We start from the raw sequence: 24,146 nt of genomic DNA on the forward strand, positions 1-24,146 counted from the left end.
AGGATTAGTCGCTAGGAGGAGAGGAGGAACCCTATGAACCCGGTTATGCCAAAGCCGCAAGGCAGCACATGGACCGACGACCAGTGGAGCGCGATCGTAACCGAAGGCTCCGACGTGCTGGTCGCGGCTGCGGCGGGCTCCGGCAAAACGGCGGTGCTTGTCGAGCGGATTATCCGCAAAATTTCCGCCGATACCGATGTGGACCGGCTGCTCGTCGCCACGTTTACGAAAGCGGCCGCCTCGGAAATGAAGGAGCGCATTCGCATCGCGCTGGAGAAGGCGCTCGAATCCGCGCCCTCGTCGGAGCATTTGCGCCGTCAGCTGGCGCTGCTCGGACGCGCCAACATTACGACGCTGCACTCCTTTTGCCTGGATGTCATCCGCCGATATTATCCGCTGATCGGACTTGACCCGGGCTTCCGGGTGGCGAACGAAACGGAAAGCGAGCTTATGCGGATCGAAGTGCTGGATCAGCTGTTTGAAGAGCGCTACACCGAGGTCCGGGACGGCGGCGCCTTTTTGAAGCTTGCGGACCGGTACGGCGGGGAAAAAGGCGACGACAAGCTGTACCATTTGACGCAGCAGCTGTACGATTTTTCGCGCAGTCAGCCGTGGCCCGATCACTGGCTGCGGCAGACGGCGGACGATTTCCGCATCCCGGACGATGAGGAGCTCGCGAACAGCAAGTGGACGCAATCGCTGGAAAATGACGTAAAGCTTGCGCTCCATGGAGCTGCCGGCTCGTTGCGGGAAGCGCTGGCGCTCTGCAAGCGGCCCGGCGGTCCCGATGCGTACGCGGTCAACTTGAACGAGGATTTGGAAGCGGTGGAGCAGCTGCTGGTGACCGTGGAGAACGATTCGTGGGAACGGTGGCGGGATGCGTTCTTAAGCAAGGGAGGCTTCGGACGGCTGAAAACGATGCGGGGCGACGATCACGACAAAGAGCTGCAGGAGCAGGTGAAGACGCTGCGCGAGCAGGCGAAGCAAATTGTCGCCGGTTTGGCGGAGGAGCTGTTTGTAAGGTCGTCTGCGGACTATTTGGCCGAAATGCGCAACCTGGCGCCGCTCATGTCCGCGCTTGCCGAGCTTGTGATCGATTTCGGTGTCCGCTATGAGGAGGCGAAGCGCGCGAAGGGGCTGCTCGACTTCGGCGATCTGGAGCATTTCTGCCTGCGCATCCTGCGCGATCCCGCTTCCACGCCGGAGCGGACGGTTCCTTCCGCTGCCGCGCTGGAATACCGGAATCATTTTGCGGAAATTTTGCTGGATGAATACCAGGATACGAACCGGGTACAGGAAGCGATTGTAGAGCTGATCGCCGGATCGTCTCCGGGTAACCGATTCATGGTTGGAGACGTGAAACAGTCGATCTACCGCTTCCGGCTTGCTGAGCCTGCCCTTTTTCTGCACAAGTACAAGTCGTACGAGACGGGCGATGATGCCGAAGGGAGGCCGATGGAGGCTGACGGAGCTGAAGACGGCCGGAACGGGACCGCCTGGAGAACCTTGGACGAATCGGCCGGCACTTTGAACGTTCCAGCCGATACATCGGACACTGGCCGCACTCGCCAACCGGGACGCCGCATTGATCTGGCCCGCAATTTCCGCAGCCGCGACGAAGTGGTGGACGGGGTCAACGATGTGTTCCGCGCGCTGATGCGGGAGACGGTGGCGGAGATGGATTACGATACGCGTGCGGAGCTGGTGCGCGGAGCGGAATATCCGCCGGCGCCGGACGCGGCGAAATATGCGGTGGAGCTGGCCGTCATCGACCGCGGCAGCGAAAAAGCGTCCGCGGAAGAGGGCGGTACCGCCGCCGAAGAAGACGAGTTTGCCGGCCATGACGCAGCGGCGAAGGAGGCGGCGGCCGACATGCAGACGGCGCAGCTGGAGGCGCGCTTCATCGCCCGCCGGATTATGGAGCTGAAGGAGAGCGGATTTACCGTCTACGACAGCCGCAAGCATTCGGTCCGGCCGCTCGCCTGGCGCGATATCGTCATTTTGCTTCGCGCCCAGCAGCAATGGTCGCCGGTGCTGATCGAGGAGCTGCAGCAGGCGGGCATACCGGCATACGCGGAGCTGAGCACCGGGTATTTTGAAGCGACGGAAGTGAACGTCATGCTGTCCCTGCTGCGGATTATCGACAATCCGTATCAGGATATTCCGCTTGCGGGAGCGCTCCGCTCCCCGCTGTTCGACGTAAGCGCCGAGGAACTGGCCCTCATCCGCATCCAGGCGGGAAGCGGCGCCTATTTCGACGCGGTTGTGAAAGCGGCGGACAGCCTGTTTACGGACGAAGCGACGCGCGGCAAGCTGTCCCACTTTCTTGACCGCTTGGAACGCTGGCGCGAAGCGGCCCGGCAAGGCCCGGTCAGCGATCTCATCTGGAGCATCTACCGCGAGACGGATTACTATGATTGGGTCGGCGGCCTGGTCGGCGGCCCGCAGCGCCAGGCCAACTTAAGGGCGCTGCATGACCGGGCGCGGCAGTACGAGTCGACGTCGCTGCGCGGCTTGTTCCGCTTTCTCAGGTTCATTGAGCGGATGAGGGAGAGCGGCGGCGATCTGGGCACGGCCCGCGCTATGGGGGAAGGGGAGGACGTGGTCCGCATCATGTCCATCCATAAGAGCAAGGGGCTGGAGTTCCCGGTCGTGTTCGTGGCCGGCCTCGGCAAAATGTTCAACCAGCAGGATGTGAATGCTTCGTTCTTAATGCATAAAGATCTCGGGTTCGGCCCCAAATATGTTCACGAGGGGCTCCGGGTGACTTATCCGACGCTGCCTTTCCTTGCCGTCCGCCGAAGAATGATGCAGGAGATGCAGGCGGAAGAACTGCGGGTGCTGTATGTGGCGCTGACGCGTCCGAAGGAAAAGTTAATTCTGCTCGGCACGACCGCCGACGCCGCCCGCCAGCTTCAACGGTGGCAGTCCGCCGCGGATGCCGTTGGACGGCTGCCGGATTACAGCATCGCTTCGGCCAGACGCTTTCTGGACTGGCTCGGACCGCTCGCGCTGCGCAGCGGCATGAATCTGTCGCTTGTTGACGCGGGGCGGGGCGATATTGATCCGCCTCCGGCTGCGGGCGGCGCGGAGCGGGAAGCGGTGCTGCGGAACTGGCTGACCCGCGTCGTTCCGTCTCCTTCTCTCGGGACGGAGGCGGCGGCAGGCAGCGAATCTCCCGAAGACGATGAAGAGTTCCGGCAGCGGATGCAGGCGGTCGCGGAGCTCATTCCGGTGCCGCCCGAGAACACCGATTCGGAAGTGGAGCGTCTGCTCGGCTGGGAGTATCCGTTTGCGGCCGCTTCCTTCGTCGCGGCCAAAACGTCGGTGACGGAAATGAAGCGGATCTATGCGGAGACGTCGATGAACACGGACGCCGTCTTTCACGGCGAGGGGCCGTTCGTGGAACGGTTTGCGGCGTCGGAATCGGAAAGCGCCGTCGGCGCCGATCGCAAAGCCGGAGCGGCCGGGCATAAGACGCCGCAGCGTGAGGACTTCTCCGGCAAGACGGTTCCGGCAGCAAGCGGCCCCCTTCCCGAAGGGGATGGCTCCTACTCCTACTCCTTCCGGCTGCGGCGGCCGCGCTTTATGGAAGAGAAGTCGCTTACAGCCGCCGAGCGCGGAACGGTTACCCACACCGTCATGCAGCATGTGCCGCTTGCCGGCTCCTTGACTCTCGAGGCGCTGCATCAGACGGTGGCGGAATTGATAGAGCGACGGATATTGACGGAACCACAGGCGGAAGCGGCCGATCTGGAAGCGGTCGAACGTTTTTTCACATCCGACCTCGGGGTCAGGCTGTTGCGCGCCGACCGCGTGAACCGCGAAGTGCCGTTCAGCTGCACGTTTCCGGCTTCCCGCGTGTACCCTTTATCGGAAGCGGCGATCGGCGGCGAACCAATCCTCATTCAAGGCGTCATCGACTGTCTGTTCGAAGAAGGAGGAAAGCTTGTCCTGCTCGACTACAAGACGGACCGGGTATATGACGGGGATTGGGACAAAGCGGGGGAAAAGCATCGTTTTCAGCTTGAGCTGTACGCGGAAGCGATCCGGACAATCGTCGGCCGGGAGGTGGACGAGTGCCACCTGTTCTTCATGAACGGTCCTCAGGCGGTGCGCTTGCGGTAATGGAAGCGGCTGTTTTTTTATCTGGTATGGTTTTAACGCCTATGGAAACGAATAGGATATACCAGAATGAAGGAGGGGATCTCATGACCGAGCATAGGATGCCTGCGCCGAGACAGCCGGAAGCGATGGAGCTGCCGGCGATTTCCGATTTTTGTAAAAATCATATGTACCGCTACGTGCTTGCGCGGACGAAGGACGGCTGGTGCTGCGACGGATTTATCGAACATCTAGATAAAGAGTTCGTTTGTCTGGCCGTTCCGTACCATCAGTACGAGCAACGCGCTTTTATTCCGTATCCGGGTTTCGGGGGACCTTTCGGCGGTCCGTTTTCAGGTCCGTTCGGAGGACCATTCGGAGGACCATTCGGTGGTCCGTTCGGAGCGCCCCTTTACCCGTACCCGTATTATCCGCGCCGCCGTTTCATCCGGCAGGTGTTTCCGCTTGCCGCGCTGCTCGCTTTATCGCTGCTGCCGTTTTATTAAAAGCGGCAGCAGTTTGTTTTTTCCTGCCGTCTTTCACTTCCTGGTGCCGTTATCCAGCTCGGGAGCGCAGCGGCGATGGACTTGCCCGGCCCGTTTCAGGTATGATGGAAGCAGCGTATTCCCGTTAGGAGGAGATCCGTTATGGATTGTATTTTTTGTAAAATCATCGAGGGCTCCATTCCCTCCAAAAAGGCGTTCGAGAACGAGCATGTGCTGGCCTTTCACGATATCGAGCCCGCCGCGCCCGTACATATTTTGATCGTTCCCAAAAAACATATTCCGACGATGAACGACGTCACCGCTGAAGACGGAGCGCTGATCGCCGAGCTGTTTACAGTCGCCCGCGCGCTCGCTAAAGAGCATGGAATCGCCGAGTCCGGTTACCGCCTCATCAACAACTGCAACGCGGACGGCGGCCAGACCTGCTACCATCTTCACTTCCATTTGCTTGGCGGCAAAAAACTCGGTCCGCTGCTTCAAGGGCATGTAAGTTGACACTGGCTTTCATTTTAACATATAATGTAGTTTGATAAGCCGTGTTATTGCTCTGGACGGTCTGTTTCGGAGGGAGGGAAAACTGGTGTCTGAAACTAAAGTTCGCAAAAACGAGACAATCGATGCTGCACTCCGCCGCTTCAAGCGCTCCATCGCTAAAGACGGTGTTTTAGCTGAGGTGAAAAAGCGCAAGCATTACGAGAAGCCGAGTGTTAAGCGTAAGAAAAAGTCCGAGGCTGCGCGTAAGAGAAAGTTTTAGGAGGATCCTTCCAAGATGAACCTGAGCGAAAGATTAAACGACGATATGAAACAAGCGATGAAGAATCAGGACAAGTTTAAACTGACTACGATTCGGATGATTCGTTCGGCGGTCAAGAACCTGGAAATCGACTTGAAGCGTCCGCTTGACGACAACGAAGTGCTTGATATAGTAAGTCGTGAGATCAAACAACGTAAAGATTCCCTCCAAGAATTTGAAAAAGCCGGCCGCGACGATCTTATTAAAGACGTTGCAGCAGAAATTGAAATTATTAGTCAATACCTTCCCGAGCAGCTGACCGAAGAAGAAATCAAAGCGATTGTAGAGCAGACCATCCAGGAAACCGGTGCTTCTTCCAAAGCAGAGATGGGTAAAGTCATGAGCGCCTTAATGCCTAAGGTGAAAGGCCGCGCTGATGGTAAACTAGTAAACCAGGCAGTCCAACAATTTCTGCAATAAATCTCGGACAACACAAACACTCCCGCTTAGGGAGTGTTTTTTGTGTTGTCTTAGCCGGTGTGATTTTGATGGTTTTGTGAAACCGAAATTCAGTTTAGAACGTAACAAGAGAGGTGAGATTGACGCTGAATGTCTAGGATAGAGTGCGCGCGCAGCGGGATTGTATGCCCGCAAATGTAGACTTCGGCGGGGAAATTCGTTATCGTTAACAGTGACTTCAAAGGGGGGACCGCATTTGCCGACCAAAAAATCGCTTGCAAAAATCGCGGTTAAGCTGCTCGTTCCGGGTACGGCCGTATGGGCCGCGGCCGGCCCTTCCGCCGCTTCCGCCGCGGGGCAAAGCTCCGCTCAGGCGGCGGATGTGCTGCTCGCCGCCGGAAGCATAGCGGGCGGCAGCTGGCTGGACAATGCCGTTCTGGCCGTGCTGCTGCTCATTGCCGGCTTCGTCGGCATCAGCCTTGCGATGCTGCTCCGCGGCTTCGGATGGGCGGGAATCGCCGGCATCGCGGCATTCGGCGTCTACTTCGCCGGGCACTATGCGGCAGGAGACGCCGCGCTGCAGGATGTCGGCCTGTTTGTGCTAGGACTGCTGCTGCTGGCGCTGGAGCTGTTCGTGCCGAGCTTCGGTCTGCTCGGCCTATTGGGCACCGCAGGGCTGATCGGAGCGGTCGTATTCGCTTCACCCGATCCCGGATCGGCCTTTTTCGAGCTCGTCATTGCCTTGGCGGCCGCATTTGTGATCGTGCTCCTGACGGCGCGCAAGTTTAAGGACCGGGGAATCTGGAACCGGTTCATTTTGCGCGAGAGCTTAAGTATGGACAAAGGAACCGTTCCGGCCGCTTCCAAGGAAAAGCTGCTCGGAGCCGCCGGTACGGCGCTCACGCCGCTGCGGCCGGCCGGAATCGTCGAAATCGGCGGCGAGCGAATCGACGTTGTGACGGAGGGGGAATTTATCGCCGCTTCCAAAGCCGTTAAAGTGATCAAGGTGGAAGGAACCCGGATCATCGTCAAGGAACTGGACGAATCCTAGGGTAACGGACGCAAAAAAAGAAAAGCAAGAAGCGTTCATTCCGCAAAACCGGATGCCGCGGAAGCAGCCCGCATGCAGTTCAATTTAAAAAGGAGTTGTAGCTATGGATCCATTTGTTACGTATCTTATCGGGGCGGTTGTCATTATTGTGCTGATCGGAATATTCTTGAGCTTCTTTCCGATCATGCTCTGGATTTCCGCGCTCGCCTCAGGCGTCCGGATCGGCATCATTACGCTTGTCGCGATGCGCCTGCGCCGGGTGACGCCGAGCCGGATCGTGAACCCGATGATCAAGGCGACGAAAGCCGGTCTCGGACTGAGCATCAACCAGCTGGAAAGCCATTACCTTGCAGGCGGTAACGTCGACCGTGTCGTCAATGCGCTTATCGCGGCCCAGCGGGCGAATATTCCGCTTGAATTCGAGCGGGCCGCTGCGATCGATCTCGCCGGACGCGATGTTCTCCAGGCGGTGCAGATGAGCGTCAATCCGCGCGTAATCGAGACGCCTACCGTTGCGGCGGTGGCCAAAGACGGCATTGAAGTGAAAGTGAAGGCGCGCGTTACCGTCCGTGCCAATATCGACCGCCTTGTCGGCGGCGCCGGCGAGGAAACGATCATCGCCCGTGTCGGCGAAGGTATCGTCACAACGGTCGGTTCCGCCAATTCGCACAAGGACGTTTTGGAAAATCCCGATATGATTTCCCGCACCGTTCTCGGCAAAGGACTCGATGCGGGGACGGCGTTTGAAATCTTGTCGATCGACATCGCCGATGTCGATGTAGGCAAAAACATCGGTGCGCATTTGCAAACGGAGCAGGCCGAAGCCGATAAGCGGATTGCCCAGGCAAAAGCTGAAGAGCGCCGCGCGATGGCAGTTGCCCAGGAGCAGGAAATGAAAGCGCGCGTCGTCGAAATGCGCGCACGCGTTGTGGAATCGGAGTCGCAGGTGCCGCTGGCGATGGCGGATGCGCTGAAGAGCGGAAAAATCGGCGTCATGGATTATATGAATTTGAAAAACATCGAAGCCGACACGCAAATGAGAAGCTCCATCGGCAAAAGCGACGCGCCGCACGATGACAAAGGCAATCGCTGACGGCAACTGCCGCAGCGGCCGAACGGAGGTGAGCCATGTCGCTTAGCAGCCTGATTTCGTTTCTGCTGGAACACATTTACATCGTGATCGTTATCGTGGGAGCGATCGTCTCCATTATTAGCAAGTCGTTTAAAAATACGGATGGCGCTCCCGGACGCAACCGGATGCCCGATTTCGGAGGCGGAGGCCCTTTGCCGAGAACGGGCACGCCGTCCCGGAAGCAGCCCGCCGCTCGGCCGGCTGCGGATCAGCCCGGAACCGATGCGGCCGGCAGACGGGAGCACCAGCCGGATATCCGTACTGCTTCTTCTTTTGAGGAGGATGACGATCCGGCGCGCAGCGGCGGACGCGAATATGGAGCCGGCGAATCGGAAGAGGGGCGCTCTGCGGAAATGCCTGAAACGGCGCCGGGACGAGTTGCCTGGGAAGCTATGGACGACGCTTATGCCGATCGCAATGAATCCGGTCCAAAGGCCCCGTCACGGCTCGCCGCCGCGATGGCGGACGCGAATCCGGCGGGATATCCCGTCCCGCCGCCGGCAGAGCCAACCGGCCGGGAGAGCGGAAGTCCGGAATCGATCGATGGCGGAGAGATGCGACGCGCGGTGCTGTGGGCCGAAATTCTCGGACCGCCCCGTGCCAAACGGCCTTTCCGCCGCTAAAATGAAAATGAATACCGCTTTGCACATAACGGATCTACAACGGATCTTCCGACAGGAGGATCCGTTTTTCATTGTTTTGGGAAGTTTTGCGAATCTAACAATTGTGGATAGAGCGCATCGCTGGCAGCGATGGGGTCGTAGGTTCAGCCCGCGCGGACGGATGGATGAACGACCTTCTGCAGCCGTTAGGAAAGAAATAACCCGGCATCCATAGACTCTTCTGTGTTTCATAAATTCACGAGATCGAGCATACGTTGGTAGAAGATGAAGCGAACTTTGCGCTCTGCTCCGTCCTCTTATGAACGAGACCGGAACTTGCCTCTCTTAAAGGCACAGAGACACCCGCGGACGGGCGGCGGCGAAAGGGTGCCGTCTGGGAGGAAGCGGCTCCCGCCCGACGGGCGATCCGGCGCAAAAGAGGGGGTACATGCGACCGACATGGGCAAAATCAGCCGAAAACTGCGTAAAATGACCGCCGATATTTTGGATTTGCCGCAGGATGTCGTATACGATTTGCCCCGGATGACGATGATCGGAGACCGGCAGCTTTATATCGAAAACCATAGGGGCGTGCTGCATTTCTCCAGCGACCTGCTGAAGCTGGCTCTGAGCCAGGGGGAGCTTGAAGTAGCCGGAAAAGATCTTATTATCCGGACGATATGGACGGAAGAAGTGTTCGTGGAAGGGCAAATATACGGCATTTCCATACGCGGGCAGGAGGGGAAATCGTGAACGAATCATGGGTGCAAAAGCTTCGCGGCGTCGCCACGGTCCGCATCCGGGGAGGCCGTCAGGAAGAGCTTGTCAATTCGGCGCTCGGCGGCGGGCTGCAGCTGTGGTCCATCCGCCGGACAAGCGTGGACGAGCTGGAATTTTCGGTCATGCTGCCGGATTTTTTCCGGCTGCGCCCTTATTTGAAGCGGACGGGCTGCCGGATGCACGTCATCGGACGGCGCGGCTTTCCGTTCTGGCTGGACAAGCTGGGAAATCGCAAGTTTTTTGCCGTCGGAATGGTGCTGTTTTTTGTCGGCATGTATCTGCTGTCTTCGCTCGTTTGGGAGATTGAAGTGAAAGGCAACGTCAAATTGACGGAAGAGCAAATATTGGCCGCCGCCCGGCAGGAAGGCATCTACCCGTTCCAGTGGTCGTTCCGTCTGCCGGATACGGACGTGCTGTCCAAGAAGCTGACGGCCGAGCTTCCGGGAGCGGCCTGGATCGGCGTCGAAAAGACAGGGACGAAGATTGTGCTCCGGGTGGTGGAGACGACGAAGCCCGAGGAGCGTCCGCTCCTCAGTCCCCGCCATTTGGTCGCGTCCTCCGACGGGGTGGTGACGCAAATTTTGGCCGAGGCTGGAAGGCCCGTCGTGCGCAAAAACGCGAAGGTGAAAAAAGGCCAAATTCTCATTTCCGGTACGATCGGGGAAGGGAAATATACGCGGACGGTCGTTGCCAAAGGGACGGTGCGCGGCCTCGTATGGCATGAGTACGACATCGTTTCGCCGCTGACGCAGCAGACGAAGGTGTACACCGGAGAGTCGAGAACGAAGTGGTATATTGTCATTGCGGGCCGGTCGCTGCAGGTGAGCGGCTTCGGCAAAAATCCGTTTGCCGCGTCGCAAACGGAAACCCGGCTGGAAGAAGCGTCATGGCAAACGTGGAAGCTGCCGCTGGGCCGGATGAAGGAAAAGGTACTGGAGACGGAGATAGCGGAGCGCAAGCTTTCCCGCGCCGAGGCGGTAGAGGCCGGACTGATGAAGGCGAAAGCCGATGTACTGTCGAAAGCGGGGGCGGATGCCGTCGTCAAGGAGCAAAAAATTTTGCATGAAAAGACGGACAATGGTAAAGTTTATATGAAAGTCCTGATAGAAGTGGAACAATCGATTGTAACGGAAATGCCTTTAGTCCAAATGCAAGGAGAATGAGGAACGGTTGCCGATAGAGACGAAGTATGCGAAAATACAGCTCGAAAACGCCGCGGAGGGACTCGCTTTGTTCGGTCCCCAGGATCATTATTTGCGGCTGATTGAAGAAAAAAGCGAGGCGTCCGTCCGTTCCCGCGAAGCGGAGATCGTCATCTCCGGCCCGGAGGCGGCTGTCGATTCCTTGGAGCAGCTGTACAGCGTGCTGCTGCAGCTAGTGCGCGGCGGATACATGCCGACGGAGCGCGATATCCTGTACGCTTACGAGCTGTCGCTCACCATGCAGGCCGATCAGCTGCTCGATCTGTTCAAAGGCGAGATTACGACGACGTACCGGGGCAAGCCGATTCGGGTCAAGACGATCGGACAGCGCCATTACGTCTCGACGATTCGCAAGAAAGATATCGTGTTCGGGATCGGACCGGCGGGAACGGGCAAAACGTATTTGGCCGTCGTGCTGGCGGTCGCCGCGCTTAAGGAAGGCAAGGTCAAGCGGATCATGCTGACGCGCCCTGCCGTGGAAGCGGGCGAGAATCTCGGTTTTTTGCCGGGAGATTTGCAGGAAAAGGTAGACCCGTATTTGCGTCCGCTGTACGATGCGCTGCACGACGTGCTCGGCCCCGACCAGACGGCGAAGGCGTTCGAGCGCGGCATCATCGAGATTGCGCCGCTTGCTTATATGCGGGGAAGGACGCTGGATGATTCGTTCATTATATTGGATGAAGCGCAAAATACGACGCCGGAGCAGATGAAGATGTTTTTGACCCGTCTCGGTTTCGGATCGAAGATGGTCATTACCGGCGACGTGACGCAGATTGATTTGCCCCGGGGCAAAAAGTCCGGGCTGATGGAAGCCGAACGCATATTGCAGGGCATTGAGGAAATCGGTTTTATCGCCTTTTCGGAACAGGACGTCGTCCGGCATTCGCTGGTGCAGAAAATCATTGTCGCTTATAACGAGGATGCTGAAAATCAAGCATAGAGAGGGATGTACGCCGCATGAACCGAATTTGGGCGGACAATTGGAAGAACGCGCGGCTTTCGTTTATCGGCCCAGGCTGGAAGCAGAGCGCCGCCGTTCGATTTTTGCTGCTCCTGCTGTTTGTGCTGCTGTTTTATTTCAGTCTTTCGCCGCATCTCGTGCCGCAAACGTACGATATCGCGCTGGGCGCCAAAAGCGAACGCGATATTAAGGCGGCCAAGCAGATCGATGACGAGAAGGCTACTTTGAAGGCGCAGGAAGCGGCTGCCGAGCGGGTGCAGCCGATTTACTCGATCGTCGCGCTGAGGAGCGACGCCATCGTTGACCGGATTTTTACCCGGATTGAGGGCCTTAATCAGGATGACCAGGTGACCTCTCAAAGCAAAATTGATATTTACAAGAGCGAAGTGCCCGCTTACTATGATGAATACGTCAACGATTTCATCAAACGGAACCGCGGCGGCGGCACTTACAGCGATACGCTGCTGCAGGAAATGGAACGTACGGTCAAAGACCAGAAATACGATATTCCCGCCGAAACGTTTTATAAGCTGCCTAACTTGTCTCAAGCACAGGTCGGCGAAATGCGGCAGGTGACGCTGGGCGTCGTGCGCAAGCTGATGAGCGAATCGCTGCGGGAAGCGGAGACGTCGCGCACGAAGGTGGCCGAACTGGTCAACACGAGTTCGCTGACGCAGCGCTCCACCCGCGAAATTGTACAGGAAATCGCCCGTTTTGCCATTATGCCGAATAAATTTTTCGATAAGGACGCGACCGACGAGGCAAAGGTGCTCGCCAAGGAAAATACGCCCAGAGTCGTCATTAAAGAAGGCGACATCATTGTCCAAAAGGGAGAAATGATCACTCCGGAAACATATGAGCTGCTTGCGGGCGCCGGCCTGCTGGATGAGCAAAAAACATACCGTCCGCAGCTTGGCCTGCTGCTCATGTCGCTGCTGTGCCTGCTCGTCATTTATATTTACCTGTACCAATCGGGCAGCTTGGGAGGAATCAGGCCGAAGTATAACAACGCGCAGCTGCTGATGCTCCTGCTCATTTATACGATCAATCTGGTCATGATGCAAATCGTCAATCTGGCGCAGACGCCTGCGGCGCCGTTCGTCGGTTATTTGGCCCCGGTCGCGATGGGGACGATGCTGATTACGCTGCTGCTCGATATGCACCTGGCGATCGTCAGCTCGTTTTTGTTCGCGATTACCGGCAGCGTCATCTTTAATATGCAGATGAACCAGCTGTTCGATTTTCATTACGGATTCGTCATCTGCGTCGTATCGTTCAGCGCCATCTTTACCGTTCACCGGGCAAGCCAGCGCTCGACGATTCTTAAAGCGGGCATTATGGCGAGCTTGTTTGGAACGGTATCGGTTCTCGCGCTGGAGCTGCTCGGCGATTTGCCGGAGCGGATGGCGCTGATCTACTCGCTTACATTCGCGTTTGCGAGCGGGGTCATCACGGCCATTCTCGTCATCGGCTTAATGCCGTTTTTTGAAGTGACGTTCGGTATTTTGTCGGCACTCAAGCTGGTAGAGCTGTCTAATCCGAACCACCCGCTGCTGCGCAAGCTGCTGACGGAAACGCCCGGAACGTACCATCACAGCGTCATGGTCGGCAATTTGTCGGAAGCGGCGGCTGAGGCGATCGGGGCGGACGGGCTGCTGTGCCGGGTCGGTTCGTTTTATCACGATATCGGCAAGACGAAGCGGCCGAATTATTTTATCGAGAATCAGACGAATATTGAAAACCCGCACGATTCGATCGATCCGAAGCTGAGCAAGTCAATTATCGTGGCACATGCGCGCGACGGGGTGGACATGCTGAAGGCCTACAACATTCCGAAGCCGATCCGGGATATCGCGGAGCAGCATCACGGCACGACGTCGCTGAAATATTTTTATCATAAAGCGGTCAAGCAAGCCGAGGCGGAAGGAAAGACGCCGCAGTTTACGGAGGATGATTTCCGATATCCCGGTCCGAAGGCGCAATCCAAGGAAGCGGCGGTTGTCGGCATATCCGACTGTGTGGAAGCTGCGGTCCGCAGCCTGCGCAATCCGACGATGGAAGGCATTGAAACGATGATTAACAAAATCATCAAAAGCCGTCTGGACGACAACCAGTTCAACGAATGCGACCTGACGCTCAAGGAGCTGGACAAAATCGCGGAAACGTTGAAGGAAGCGGTCGTCGGCATTTTTCATTCGCGCATTGAATATCCGGAAGATGTAAAACCAAAGGAGCGGCTGGCATGAGTTTGCAGTTGGATTGGAGTAACGAGCAAGACAAAATGGATATTCCCGAGGCGTGGATCGCAAGACTGCAGCAGCTGCTGCAGCTTGCGGGCGAAGCGGAAGGACTTGCGGAAGGTCAGGTCGATCTGACGTTTGTCGACGATGAGGAAATTCACCGCCTGAACCGGGAATACCGCAGCATCGACCGTCCGACCGATGTGCTGTCGTTCGCGATGCAGGAAGACGGCGAAGGGGAGCCGGATATCATCTTCGAAGTCGAGAGCGAAGAGGAAGAGGACCCGTTCTCGGGGATGCTCGGCGACATTATTATTTCGGTTGAAACGGCGCAGCGTCAAAGCGAGGAATACGGCCACTCTCTGGAGAGGGAGATCGGATTTCTGTTCGTGCACGGCTTTCTTCACCTGATCGGATACGATCACGGCGACGAGGAGAGCGAGGCGGTTATGACCGCCAAGCAGGAAGCCGTGCTGCAGAAAGCCGGCCTGCCGCGCTGATGAAGCGGTTTATCCGCAGTCTGGGGTTTGCGGCGGCCGGCCTTGTGCATGCGCTCCGCAGCGAGCGGCATATGCGGTTTCATCTGGCTGCCGCGGCCGCGGTTTGCATCGTTGCCGCGAAGCTGCCGCTCAGCAGGACGCAGTGGGCGGTGCTGCTGCTCGCAATTGCGCTCGTCATAACGGCGGAGCTGATCAATACGGCCGTCGAACGGGCTGTCGACCTGATCAGCCCGGAGCTTCACCCGCTTGCGAAGCTTGCTAAAGACACGGCAGCCGGCGCCGTGCTGGCCGCCGTTTTTTTTTCCGTTTTGGTCGGATTCGTCATTCTTGGGCCTCCGCTTTGGAGCTTGCTGGCCGGAAAATAGACAGGCGTTGTTAATCGAATTCGGGAACCATGGAATAGGGCACTTTGGACCGGCTACATAATAGATAACACTGCGGCCATCGCCAGAAGACCGTCAAAGGAGGTTTTTTTAGTGACAGCGGAAAACAACGAGCAAGCGCTCTTGAAAGAGCGGTGGGGTTATTTGATAGAAGCGGCGCATGATGTCTGGAAACGGGCATATGTGCCGTACTCCCGCTTTCAGGTAGGGGCGGCGCTGCTGGACGGACAAGGCGTCATACACAAGGGCTGCAATGTGGAAAATGCGGCCTACGGCCCGTCCAATTGCGCGGAGCGCACCGCGCTGCACCGCGCAATTGCAGACGGCGTCAAGCCGGGAACGTTCAAAGCGATTGCCGTTATCGGCGATACGCCGGGTCCGATTACGCCCTGCGGCATTTGCCGCCAGGTGCTGACGGAGCTGTGTCCGCCCGATATGCCCGTCATTATGAGCAACCTGGCCGGCGACATCAACGTGATGACGGTTGCTGAGCTGCTGCCGGGCGCATTTAATTCAAGCGATTTGAAGAAGGGAAACGATAAGGCCGTATGAGCAATGACTGGTTAAGCAAACAAGGGCAATCCGCCGGCGGAGGGGGCAAATTCCGCTCCGGATTCGTCGCGATCGTCGGCCGTCCGAACGTCGGCAAGTCGACGCTTATGAACGCGATGATCGGGCAGAAAATCGCGATTATGTCGGACAAGCCGCAGACGACACGCAACAAAATTCACGGCGTCTACACAACGGACGAAGCGCAGATCGTCTTTCTCGATACGCCCGGCATCCATAAACCGAATTCGAAGCTTGGCGATTATATGATGAAAGCGGCCGATACGGCGCTCGGCGAAGTGGACGCGGTGCTGTTTCTCGCCGACGTGTCGGAAGGGCTCGGCGGCGGCGACCGCTATATTATGGAACGGCTCAAAGCGGCCAAGACGCCGGTGTTTCTTGTGCTGAACAAAATCGACAAAGTGCAGCCCGAGGAGCTGCTGCCGATTATCGGGCAGTACAAAGATTTTCTCGATTTTGCGGAGGTAGTGCCGATCTCGGCCCTTCAAGGCAGCAATGTGGAGACGCTGCTGCAGCAAATTACGCGTTACTTGCCGGAAGGACCGCAGTATTACCCTGCCGACCAAATAACCGATCACCCGGAACAGTTCGTCTGCGCCGAAATGATCCGCGAGAAAATTTTGCAGCTGACCCGCGAGGAGGTTCCTCATTCGATCGCCGTCGCGATTGAAGATATGCGGGTGCAGGACAATGGGGTCGTCTATATCGGCGCCGTCATATACGTCGAGCGCGATTCCCAGAAAGGTATCGTCATCGGCAAGCAGGGCTCCTTGCTCAAAGAAGTCGGCAAGCTTGCGCGCCGGGACATCGAGACGCTCCTCGGCTCCAAGACATTCTTGGAGCTGTGGGTTAAGGTGAAGAAAGATTGGCGCAACCAGGAACGGATATTGAAGGATCTCGGTTTCCGCCACGAATAACAGCGGGCAGTCGGGTTTTACATCTATGCGGCCGGTTCCGAAAGCTTCCGTGACGGCGGCCGCTGTCGTTTATTGACAGCATAGAGTTCCGCTTTTTGTCGCATTCTAATACCGCCCCAGAGGATCTTGGAGTCACGTTTCCAAGGCGGAAAGGATGATTGCGGAATGCGGAATTTTTCGTGGACGTACTTTACGATGACCGGCAACGTAGAATCATTTTTGCTGTATAAGGAAATGGATCAGTTCCCGAGGACGGAAGAATTGGGCGCGTTCGCAGGAGTGGATGACGAACCGGCCGCAGTCGCGGGAGCGGCGGACGATTCCGGATCGTTGTAAAACCATTCCAAGGCGGAAGCGAGCTTAGGTTAGGGGAAAGACGCCCGGCAGCAAGGCCGGGCGTCTTTTGCAAGCTTATCTTATTTCTCCGTGAAACGATTGGTCGCCCGTTAAGAAGACCGCAGCTGTTTGTGCTGGAATGGAGGAATGAGGAGATGCTGTACCGGATTGAAGGCATTGTGATCCGCAGCACCGATTACGGGGAAGGCAACAAAATTTTGACGCTGTTAACGGACAAGGCCGGCAAGGTCGGCATTATCGCCAGAGGGGCGAAAAAAGCGCGCAGCCGGCATTCGTCGATCGCCCAGCCGTTTACGTACGGAGAGTTCGTTTTTTTTCGCAGCAGCGGTCTTGGAACTCTTAACGCCGGGGAGATTATCGAATCGTTTCACCGGCTGCGGGAAGATCTCGATTTGGCCGCTTACGCTTCGTATGCGGCGGAATTGTGCGACCGGGCGCTGCAGGACGATGAAGCGGGCGAGTTTATTTTTCAGCAGTTGAAAGCGTGCTTCATGGGTCTGGCGGAAGGGAAAGATCCGGAAGTGACGGTCAATCTGTTCGAGATGAAAATATTGGAGACGGCCGGCTACGCCCCCGAGCTGGATGTTTGCGTCTCATGCGGCAATGAAGAGGGGCCGGTGCGGATCAGCGTGCAGGCCGGCGGCACACTTTGCCGCCGATGCTGGAGCAGGGATGCGTCGGCGCTGCCGGTGAGCGATGGCGCGCTCAAGCTGCTCCGTTTGTTTCGCAGGCTCGACATGCGGCGGCTCGGTTCGATACAAGTGAGCGTGGAAACGAAAAAACAATTGAAAGCGGTGCTGCGCTCTTTTTTTGACACCCATATGGATTTGCGTTTGAAATCACGAGCTTTTCTCGATCAGCTTGACCGTATGAATCAACAGGCGGATGCTCCTTTGCGGGAGCGGCGCAGCTTATATGACGATGGCAAGTGATTATAGCTGCGATAGACAATCCGAATTGACAAGACACTGCACAATTCATATAATAATCTATTATAATAACGGACGATGATGGAGAAAGTAGCCGTAGGCAGTTTTCGAATCAGCGAGCCGGGGACAGTGGAAGCCCGGACGGAAAGCGCGGTGAAAAGGCACTCCGGAGTGCGAATGATGAGAAAGCGGGTCGGGAGTCATTTTTCCGTCATGAACGGAAGAAAACCGGCCAAGTAGGGTGGAACCGCGGGAGACAGGCTCTCGTCCCTACGTCTGTCAGCAGGCGTAGCGGACGGGAGTTTTTTGGTGTCTCCGCTTAAGAAACCTCCTGCCGCCGCTTGCTCCTTTTGCCCTCCGCCAGCGGAGATCAGGCATTCATTCAAACCAAAAGGAGTGTCGCACGCATGAATTTTCAAGGCATGATTCTGACTCTGCAGCAGTTCTGGGCGGAGCAAAACTGTATTCTCGTACAGCCTTACGACGTGGAAAAAGGCGCGGGAACGATGAATCCGATGACGTTTCTCCGTTCCATCGGCCCGGAGCCTTGGAACGTCGCTTATGTGGAGCCGTCCCGGCGTCCCGCGGACGGCCGCTACGGGGAAAATCCGAACCGTTTGTACCAGCATCACCAGTTCCAGGTTATTTTGAAGCCGTCCCCGGACAACATTCAGGAGCTGTACCTCGAGAGCCTGAAACGGCTTGGCATCGATCCGCTTCATCACGATATCCGGTTTGTCGAGGACAACTGGGAATCGCCGACGCTCGGCGCCTGGGGCTTGGGCTGGGAAGTGTGGCTGAACGGCATGGAAATTACGCAGTTTACGTATTTCCAGCAGGTCGGCGGCATCGACGCCAATCCGGTAGCGGTTGAAATCACGTACGGCATGGAGCGTCTTGCTTCCTACATTCAGGAAAAGGAAAATGTGTTCGATCTGGAATGGGTGGACGGCGTCACCTACGGCGACGTGTTCCTGCAGCCCGAGTACGAGCATTCCAAATATACGTTTGAAACGTCCGACACGGCGATGCTGTTCTCCTTGTTCAATATGTACGAGGAAGAAGCGAAGCGGACGATGGAACAGAAGCTGGTGTTTCCGGCTTACGACTATGTGCTGAAATGCTCGCATACGTTCAACCTGCTGGACGCGCGCGGCGCGATCAGCGTGACGGAGCGGACGGGCTATATTATGCGTGTACGGAATTTGGCGCGTGCCTGCGCGGCCACTTATCTCGAAGAGCGGGAACGCCTCGGCTTCCCGATGCTGCGGAAGGGAGCGGAGCAGAATGGCTAAAGATCTGCTGTTTGAAATCGGACTTGAAGAGGTGCCTGCCCGTTTTGTGCGCGGCGCGATGAACCAGCTGGAGGAGAAAACGGTCAAATGGCTGGAAGCTTCCCGCATCGCATTTGGGGAAGTGGAGGCGTATGCGACGCCGCGCCGGATTGCGGTGCTCGTCAAAGAAGTGGCGGAAAAGCAGGCGGACGTGAACGAAGAGGTCAAAGGACCTTCGCGTAAAATCGCGCTCGATGCCGAAGGCAACTGGAGCAAGGCGGCGCTCGGTTTCGCCCGCAGCCAGGGCGTGCAGCCGGAGCAGCTCTTTTTCAAAGAGCTTGCAGGGGTCGAATATGTGTACGCAAACAAAAGCAGCGTCGGCACGGAGACGGCCGGCGTGCTGTCCGAAGGTTTGACGTCCATTCTGACGGGCATGACGTTTCCGAAAAATATGCGCTGGGGCGCTTACGACCTGCGCTTCGTGCGGCCGATCCGCTGGCTCGTCGCCCTGTTCGGCAGCGAAGTCATTCCGATAGAAATTACCGGTGTGAAGAGCGGCAACGTAAGCCGCGGCCACCGTTTCCTCGGGGAAGAGGCGGCCATTGAAGAGCCGTCGGCCTATGTGGAGGCGCTGCGCGCCCAGCATGTCATTGCCGATGTGGCGGAACGCGAGCGCCTGATCGTGGAAGGCATCGAGTCGCTGGCGAAAGAACGCGGCTGGGAAATCGCCGTTAAGGAAGATCTGCTGGAAGAAGTGCTGTTCCTGGTCGAGTATCCGAGCGTGCTGACCGGATCGTTCGATCCGTCGTTCCTGGCCATTCCGCAGGAAGTGCTCATTACTTCGATGCGCGAGCATCAGCGCTATTTCCCGGTGCTGAACGCGGAAGGCGAGCTGCAGCCGCATTTTGTGACGGTGCGCAACGGCGATCGCACCTCAATCGACGTCGTTGCCAAGGGCAACGAGAAAGTGCTGCGCGCGCGTCTGTCGGATGCGAAATTTTTCTATGCGGAAGACCAGAAGCTGGCGATCGGGGATGCGCTTGCCAAGCTTGAAAATATCGTCTATCACGAGGAACTCGGCACGGTTGCGGACAAAGTGCGCCGTGTGCGCGAGCTGGCCGGACGCCTGGCGGAACTGCTGAAAGCGGACAGCCAGACTGCGGCCGACGCCGACCGCGCGTCGGAAATCGCCAAGTTCGACCTTGTTACCCAGATGGTCTACGAGTTTCCGGAGCTGCAGGGCATTATGGGCGAGGATTACGCCCGCAAAGCGGGAGAGCGCGAGGCTGTGGCCAAAGCGATTTTTGAACACTATCAGCCCCGTTTCTCCGGTGACCGCGCGCCGGCTTCGCTGCCTGGAGCCATCGTCAGTCTGGCGGATAAATTGGACACGATTGCGGGCTGCTTCTCGATCGGAATCATTCCTACGGGATCGCAGGATCCTTACGCGCTGCGCCGTCAGGCGGCCGGCATCGTGCAAATTATTCTCGCCCACGGCCTGCCGGTGGAGCTTGGACAGCTGTTCGATCTGGCGCTGCATATCCATACCGAACGCGGTTTGAAACGAAACGCGGAAGAGATACGTAAAGAGTTGTATGAGTTCTTTGCGCTTCGCGTCCGCAACGTGCTTTCGGAGCAGGGCATTCGTTATGACGTCATCGACGCGGTTATGGCGGCGGGCTACGACGATCTGAAGCTGACGGTGGAACGGTCGGCCGTCCTCGTTGCGCTTGTGACCGGGGCGCAGAAAGAGGAGTTCAAGTCTGTTGTGGACGCTTTTACCCGGGTTGCCAATTTGGCTGCCAAGTCGGAAGGCGGCGACGCCGATCCTGCCAAGTTCGAAGCCGAGGCCGAGCACCTGCTGTATGACGCCTGGAGCGAAGTCCATTCCGCTTTCGCTGCGGCGCTTGCGGCAGGCGACGTAGCGGGTGCGCTCGCAAAGCTGGCAACGCTGAAGGAGCCGATTAACGGCTACTTCGACGCCGTAATGGTCATGGCGCCCGAGGAGGCGGTGCGGCGCAACCGTCTGGCGACGCTTAGTCTGATTGCCGGCGATGTCGCCGCAATCGCGGATTTCTCCAAGCTGGTTTGGTAAAAACTGTGAAAGGGGAAATAATATGAACGGAGCGGAAAGTACGGACGTCATCATCTATGTCGTGTCGGACTCCGCCGGCGATACCGGAGATCTCGTGGTCCGCGCGGCGGTCGCGCAGTTTCATCCCATTCACGCCAAAATACGCAGAGCCCCATTCGTTGCCGATGAATCGGCTTTGGTACGGGTGATCGAGATGGCCAAAGCCAGCGGGGCGATTATTTTGTACACGCTCGTCATTCCGCATTTGCGGGAGGCGATGAACCGGCTTGCTGCGGGAAGCAATGTGGTTGCGATCGATCTGCTCGGTCCGCTGGTGGAGAGTCTGGAAAATAAGACGGGCCGTCAGTCCCGGCATGAGCCGGGACTTAACCACGTGCTGGACGAAGATTATTTCCGCAAAGTTGAAGCCGTGGAATTCGCGGTCAAATATGACGACGCCCGGGATACGACCGGAGTGAAAAAGGCGGACATCGTACTGGTAGGCGTATCGCGCACGTCCAAGACGCCGCTGTCGATGTATCTGGCCCATAAAAAATTTAAAGTCGCGAACGTGCCGCTCGTTCCCGAGCTTAAACCGCCGGACGAGCTGTTCGTGATTCCGAAGGAACGGGTCGTAGGGTTAACCATCGGCGTTCATTATTTGAATATTATCCGCAAAGAGCGCTTGAAAGCGCTCGGTTTGCCCGACAGCGCCTCGTACGCAACGGCGGAGAGGATCGAACGGGAGCTGGCGTATGCGGATGAGATAATGAAGCGGATCGGCTGCTTTGTCGTCGACGTATCCCATCGTGCGGTCGAGGAAACCGCCAGTTTGATCCTGGAATACGTCCGGGGTAACTAATTTTTGCGGCACCTGAAAAAACGGGAACAAATGTTTTGTTGTGAAGCAGGAATTACGCGGTATGCGACGTATATACAATAGTACGGAGCGAATCGGGAGATTCCGGCTCTCCTTCGCCCAGAAACGGGGTTTCCTTATGATCGGGTCAAACGAATGTCTCCAGATTGTCGTGGACGGCGACGCATGTCCGGTGAAGCGCGAAATTATCGGAACGGCCCGAAAGTTCGATGTTCCCGTCCTGCTGGTCGCCTCATACGACCATCGTCTTGAGCCTGAAGAAGGGGTCCGGGTCGTACAGGTCGACCGGAGCAGCGAATCGGTTGATTTGTACATTGTGAACCATATCGCTAGAGGGGACATCGTCATTACCCAGGACTTCGGTCTTGCGACGATGGCGCTGGCCAAAGGAGCGGTTACCCTGTCGAACCGGGGCCAGCGCTATGATGACGATAACATCGGTTTTTTGATGGAACGCAGGCACCAGCAGGCCAAACTGCGCCGGGGCGGAGGCCGGTCAAAGGGCCCGCGCCCCATGACGGACGAGGATCGTACGCGGTTTCAACAAAAGTTGACAAAAGTTTTACAGGATAGCAGGAAAACTGAAGACGGTATCGAATAGTAATACGTGCTATTTCAAGAAGGTGATGAACGAATGGCGTATGGCAAAATACCTGAAACCGCAATCGAGTCGGTGCGGCTGCATCACGAGATCGTGGATACGGTCGGGAAATACGTTCATCTTACCAAGAACGGCAAATATATGAAGGGGCTATGTCCGTTTCATTCCGAGAAAACACCGTCGTTTACCGTTACGCCGGAGCTGCAGATTTTTCACTGCTACGGCTGCGGCAAAGGCGGCGACGTCATTCGTTTCGTTGCGGAAATGGAAGGTTATTCGTTTCCGGAAGCGGTGCGGGTTATGGCGGAAGAAGCGGGCATTCCGGTCACCTGGGAGAGCGGACCGGGCGCCGGAAATCCCCAGGACACGACGCGGCTGAAGCAGTACGAAGGGCACGAGCTCGCCGCCAAGCTGTATCATTATCTGCTGAACAATACGACGCACGGCCAGACGGCCAAATCGTATTTACGTTCCCGGGGCATGAGCGACCGGCTGATCGACGAATTTTCGATCGGATTTGCCCCGGACAGCTGGGATACGCTCACGCGGTTCCTTCAGTCGCGGGAGTTCGACCTTGAGCTGATGGAGAAGGGCGGACTGCTCTCGGCGAAAAACGACGGCTCCGGTTATGTCGACCGTTTCCGCAACCGCATCATGTTTCCGATTCGCAACCGCGAAGGCAAGGTGTGCGGATTCGGCGGCAGGGTGATGGACGACAGCCAGCCGAAATACTTGAACTCGCCGGAGTCTTCGCTGTTCGCCAAAAGCCGCATTTTTTACAACTTTCACGCATCGAGGCCGGTCATCCGCAAAACCCGAAGGGCAGTTCTGTTCGAAGGGTATATGGACGTGATCAAAGCTTGGAGCGCGGGCGTGAAGAACGGGCTGGCCACGATGGGCACGGCGCTGACGGAAGAGCATGCCGCCATATTGCAGCGGCACATCGATGAAGCGGTCTTTTGCTACGACGGCGACGACGCGGGGCAAGCGGCCATTTTGAAATCGATCCCGATTTTGGAGAAAGCGGGCCTTAAAGTGTCGGTGGCGATGCTTCCGAAAGGAATGGACCCCGACGAGTGCATTACGAAGCTCGGGCCGGAGAGGTTCATCCGGGAAACGATGGAGCACCCGGTGTCGGCAACGAAATTTAAACTACTATATTTGCGAAAAGACCATACACTCTTAGGAGAAGAAAACCGAAAAAATTATGTGATGGATGCGCTTGGCATCGTCGCTCAGCTGGAGTCTTCAACCGAGCGTGAGGTTTATTTGAAAGAATTGTCCCGGGAATTTGAAATATCGCTGGAGTCGCTGAAAGCGGACTGTCACAGGCTTGTGACGGAGCAGCAAAAAAAGAAGCCGTCCGGGGATAATAACGACAATTCGTGGAATAATGGTAGGAATGAAAAACGGCGTTCGTTCGCTGCACCTGCGCTCCTGCCCGCTTATCATCATGCGGAACGGCGTCTGCTATCGGCCATGATGCGCGACGCCGAAGCGGCACGGACGATTTATGAGCATCTGGGAGAAGATTTTAATGTCGAGGATCATGCGGCGCTTGCCGCCTATTTATACGCTTATTATGCGCAAGGCCTCGATCCGGATGTGAGCCGGTTTATCGCAACGCTGCAGGACGACCGGCTGGAGAGGACGGCAACTTCCATTCTGATGAATGATGATCATTCTCCGTTCGATGAGAAGCTTCTTTTCGAGTACATCAGAGAAGTGCGGAAAGTGCCGCGGCTGAAGGAGCTCGAACGCAAGAAGGAAGAGCTGTCCAGAGCGGAACGCTCCGGCGACACCATGCAGGCGGTGCAAATTGGAATTGAGATTATTGCCCTAGAAAAGCAGCTTAAAGAACGGCAGGATGAACGTTTCTAGGGAGGAGGGA

23 protein-coding genes are annotated in these 24,146 nt (G+C 57.1%); all 23 read left to right on the plus strand.

Annotated elements, in window-relative coordinates; all coding sequences use genetic code 11:
• Nucleotides 1–33 precede the first annotated feature (33 nt).
• The 23 genes from addA (at nucleotide 34) to dnaG (ending at nucleotide 24,136) form a co-directional block, all read left to right on the plus strand.
• Nucleotides 34–4,128 carry a helicase-exonuclease AddAB subunit AddA gene (addA, locus tag VN24_RS19295; protein ID WP_045671747.1) on the plus strand — a complete coding sequence of 1,365 codons (4,095 nt, stop codon included), beginning with the start codon at nucleotides 34–36 and terminating at the stop codon, nucleotides 4,126–4,128.
• An 83-nt stretch (nucleotides 4,129–4,211) separates the two neighbouring features.
• Nucleotides 4,212–4,610 (plus strand): hypothetical protein, encoded by a 399-nt coding sequence (locus VN24_RS19300; protein ID WP_052703052.1) that lies wholly within the window; start codon nucleotides 4,212–4,214, stop codon nucleotides 4,608–4,610.
• A gap of 141 nt (nucleotides 4,611–4,751) precedes the next feature.
• Entirely contained in the window at nucleotides 4,752–5,105 is a 354-nt protein-coding gene (locus tag VN24_RS19305; protein ID WP_045671748.1) for a histidine triad nucleotide-binding protein, read from the plus strand.
• An 85-nt stretch (nucleotides 5,106–5,190) separates the two neighbouring features.
• Complete coding sequence (rpsU, locus tag VN24_RS19310; RefSeq protein ID WP_005547957.1) at nucleotides 5,191–5,364, plus strand: 30S ribosomal protein S21; 174 nt, start codon at nucleotides 5,191–5,193, stop codon at nucleotides 5,362–5,364.
• 15 nt (nucleotides 5,365–5,379) lie between these two features.
• Nucleotides 5,380–5,823, plus strand: coding sequence for a GatB/YqeY domain-containing protein (locus VN24_RS19315; RefSeq protein ID WP_045671749.1), 444 nt, complete (start codon nucleotides 5,380–5,382; stop codon nucleotides 5,821–5,823).
• Between the two features lie 235 nt (nucleotides 5,824–6,058).
• On the plus strand, nucleotides 6,059–6,853 hold the full coding sequence (locus tag VN24_RS19320; protein ID WP_052703053.1) for an NfeD family protein: 795 nt from the start codon (nucleotides 6,059–6,061) through the stop codon (nucleotides 6,851–6,853).
• A gap of 103 nt (nucleotides 6,854–6,956) precedes the next feature.
• Nucleotides 6,957–7,946: a flotillin-like protein FloA gene (gene floA / locus VN24_RS19325; RefSeq protein ID WP_045671750.1), complete on the plus strand. Its 990-nt coding sequence runs from the start codon at nucleotides 6,957–6,959 to the stop codon at nucleotides 7,944–7,946.
• 35 nt (nucleotides 7,947–7,981) lie between these two features.
• Nucleotides 7,982–8,608: a hypothetical protein gene (locus VN24_RS26515; protein WP_052703054.1), complete on the plus strand. Its 627-nt coding sequence runs from the start codon at nucleotides 7,982–7,984 to the stop codon at nucleotides 8,606–8,608.
• 438 nt (nucleotides 8,609–9,046) lie between these two features.
• Complete coding sequence (gene yqfC, locus VN24_RS19335) at nucleotides 9,047–9,340, plus strand: sporulation protein YqfC (protein WP_045671751.1); 294 nt, start codon at nucleotides 9,047–9,049, stop codon at nucleotides 9,338–9,340.
• Complete coding sequence (gene yqfD / locus VN24_RS19340; protein WP_052703055.1) at nucleotides 9,337–10,530, plus strand: sporulation protein YqfD; 1,194 nt, start codon at nucleotides 9,337–9,339, stop codon at nucleotides 10,528–10,530. The genes yqfC and yqfD overlap by 4 nt, the downstream gene beginning before the upstream one ends.
• 7 nt (nucleotides 10,531–10,537) lie before the next feature.
• The gene (locus VN24_RS19345) at nucleotides 10,538–11,509 is read left to right on the plus strand and encodes a PhoH family protein (RefSeq protein ID WP_045671752.1); all 972 of its coding nucleotides are present in this window, start codon (nucleotides 10,538–10,540) and stop codon (nucleotides 11,507–11,509) included.
• A gap of 17 nt (nucleotides 11,510–11,526) precedes the next feature.
• The gene (locus VN24_RS19350; protein ID WP_045671753.1) at nucleotides 11,527–13,776 is read left to right on the plus strand and encodes an HD family phosphohydrolase; all 2,250 of its coding nucleotides are present in this window, start codon (nucleotides 11,527–11,529) and stop codon (nucleotides 13,774–13,776) included.
• Entirely contained in the window at nucleotides 13,773–14,270 is a 498-nt protein-coding gene (gene ybeY / locus VN24_RS19355; protein WP_045671754.1) for an rRNA maturation RNase YbeY, read from the plus strand. Before VN24_RS19350 ends, ybeY begins: the two co-directional genes overlap by 4 nt.
• Nucleotides 14,270–14,635 (plus strand): diacylglycerol kinase family protein, encoded by a 366-nt coding sequence (locus VN24_RS19360; protein WP_045671755.1) that lies wholly within the window; start codon nucleotides 14,270–14,272, stop codon nucleotides 14,633–14,635. Before ybeY ends, VN24_RS19360 begins: the two co-directional genes overlap by 1 nt.
• Before the next feature lie 111 nt (nucleotides 14,636–14,746).
• Nucleotides 14,747–15,205: a cytidine deaminase gene (gene cdd, locus VN24_RS19365; protein ID WP_082083930.1), complete on the plus strand. Its 459-nt coding sequence runs from the start codon at nucleotides 14,747–14,749 to the stop codon at nucleotides 15,203–15,205.
• On the plus strand, nucleotides 15,202–16,140 hold the full coding sequence (gene era / locus VN24_RS19370) for a GTPase Era (RefSeq protein ID WP_045671756.1): 939 nt from the start codon (nucleotides 15,202–15,204) through the stop codon (nucleotides 16,138–16,140). Before cdd ends, era begins: the two co-directional genes overlap by 4 nt.
• Before the next feature lie 165 nt (nucleotides 16,141–16,305).
• Entirely contained in the window at nucleotides 16,306–16,476 is a 171-nt protein-coding gene (locus tag VN24_RS27080) for a YqzL family protein (RefSeq protein WP_082083932.1), read from the plus strand.
• Nucleotides 16,477–16,631: 155 nt separating this feature from the next.
• A complete protein-coding gene (gene recO / locus VN24_RS19375; protein WP_045671757.1) occupies nucleotides 16,632–17,429 on the plus strand; it encodes a DNA repair protein RecO in 798 nt (265 codons plus the stop codon).
• Between the two features lie 404 nt (nucleotides 17,430–17,833).
• A complete protein-coding gene (glyQ, locus tag VN24_RS19380; protein WP_045671758.1) occupies nucleotides 17,834–18,721 on the plus strand; it encodes a glycine--tRNA ligase subunit alpha in 888 nt (295 codons plus the stop codon).
• Nucleotides 18,714–20,795 (plus strand): glycine--tRNA ligase subunit beta, encoded by a 2,082-nt coding sequence (glyS, locus tag VN24_RS19385; RefSeq protein ID WP_045671759.1) that lies wholly within the window; start codon nucleotides 18,714–18,716, stop codon nucleotides 20,793–20,795. The genes glyQ and glyS overlap by 8 nt, the downstream gene beginning before the upstream one ends.
• 22 nt (nucleotides 20,796–20,817) lie before the next feature.
• Nucleotides 20,818–21,636, plus strand: coding sequence for a pyruvate, water dikinase regulatory protein (locus VN24_RS19390; protein WP_045671760.1), 819 nt, complete (start codon nucleotides 20,818–20,820; stop codon nucleotides 21,634–21,636).
• Between the two features lie 136 nt (nucleotides 21,637–21,772).
• Nucleotides 21,773–22,255 (plus strand): YaiI/YqxD family protein, encoded by a 483-nt coding sequence (locus tag VN24_RS19395; protein ID WP_045671761.1) that lies wholly within the window; start codon nucleotides 21,773–21,775, stop codon nucleotides 22,253–22,255.
• 33 nt (nucleotides 22,256–22,288) lie between these two features.
• A complete protein-coding gene (dnaG, locus tag VN24_RS19400; RefSeq protein ID WP_045671762.1) occupies nucleotides 22,289–24,136 on the plus strand; it encodes a DNA primase in 1,848 nt (615 codons plus the stop codon).
• Nucleotides 24,137–24,146 lie beyond the last annotated feature (10 nt).

The organism is Paenibacillus beijingensis, assembly GCF_000961095.1.
In the GTDB taxonomy this organism is placed as follows: Bacteria; Bacillota; Bacilli; order Paenibacillales; family Paenibacillaceae; genus Paenibacillus_O; species Paenibacillus_O beijingensis.

Bases quoted from the DNA above. Each gene is read 5' to 3' on its own strand.
- addA (WP_045671747.1), top strand. From the start codon at position 34: ATGAACCCGGTTATGCCAAAGCCGCAAGGCAGCACATGGACCGACGAC.
- VN24_RS19300 (WP_052703052.1), top strand. From the start codon at position 4,212: ATGACCGAGCATAGGATGCCTGCGCCGAGACAGCCGGAAGCGATGGAG.
- VN24_RS19305 (WP_045671748.1), top strand. From the start codon at position 4,752: ATGGATTGTATTTTTTGTAAAATCATCGAGGGCTCCATTCCCTCCAAA.
- VN24_RS19315 (WP_045671749.1), top strand. From the start codon at position 5,380: ATGAACCTGAGCGAAAGATTAAACGACGATATGAAACAAGCGATGAAG.
- floA (WP_045671750.1), top strand. From the start codon at position 6,957: ATGGATCCATTTGTTACGTATCTTATCGGGGCGGTTGTCATTATTGTG.
- VN24_RS26515 (WP_052703054.1), top strand. From the start codon at position 7,982: ATGTCGCTTAGCAGCCTGATTTCGTTTCTGCTGGAACACATTTACATC.
- yqfC (WP_045671751.1), top strand. From the start codon at position 9,047: ATGGGCAAAATCAGCCGAAAACTGCGTAAAATGACCGCCGATATTTTG.
- VN24_RS19350 (WP_045671753.1), top strand. From the start codon at position 11,527: ATGAACCGAATTTGGGCGGACAATTGGAAGAACGCGCGGCTTTCGTTT.
- ybeY (WP_045671754.1), top strand. From the start codon at position 13,773: ATGAGTTTGCAGTTGGATTGGAGTAACGAGCAAGACAAAATGGATATT.
- VN24_RS19360 (WP_045671755.1), top strand. From the start codon at position 14,270: ATGAAGCGGTTTATCCGCAGTCTGGGGTTTGCGGCGGCCGGCCTTGTG.
- era (WP_045671756.1), top strand. From the start codon at position 15,202: ATGAGCAATGACTGGTTAAGCAAACAAGGGCAATCCGCCGGCGGAGGG.
- VN24_RS27080 (WP_082083932.1), top strand. From the start codon at position 16,306: ATGCGGAATTTTTCGTGGACGTACTTTACGATGACCGGCAACGTAGAA.
- recO (WP_045671757.1), top strand. From the start codon at position 16,632: ATGCTGTACCGGATTGAAGGCATTGTGATCCGCAGCACCGATTACGGG.
- glyQ (WP_045671758.1), top strand. From the start codon at position 17,834: ATGAATTTTCAAGGCATGATTCTGACTCTGCAGCAGTTCTGGGCGGAG.
- glyS (WP_045671759.1), top strand. From the start codon at position 18,714: ATGGCTAAAGATCTGCTGTTTGAAATCGGACTTGAAGAGGTGCCTGCC.
- VN24_RS19390 (WP_045671760.1), top strand. From the start codon at position 20,818: ATGAACGGAGCGGAAAGTACGGACGTCATCATCTATGTCGTGTCGGAC.
- VN24_RS19395 (WP_045671761.1), top strand. From the start codon at position 21,773: ATGATCGGGTCAAACGAATGTCTCCAGATTGTCGTGGACGGCGACGCA.
- dnaG (WP_045671762.1), top strand. From the start codon at position 22,289: ATGGCGTATGGCAAAATACCTGAAACCGCAATCGAGTCGGTGCGGCTG.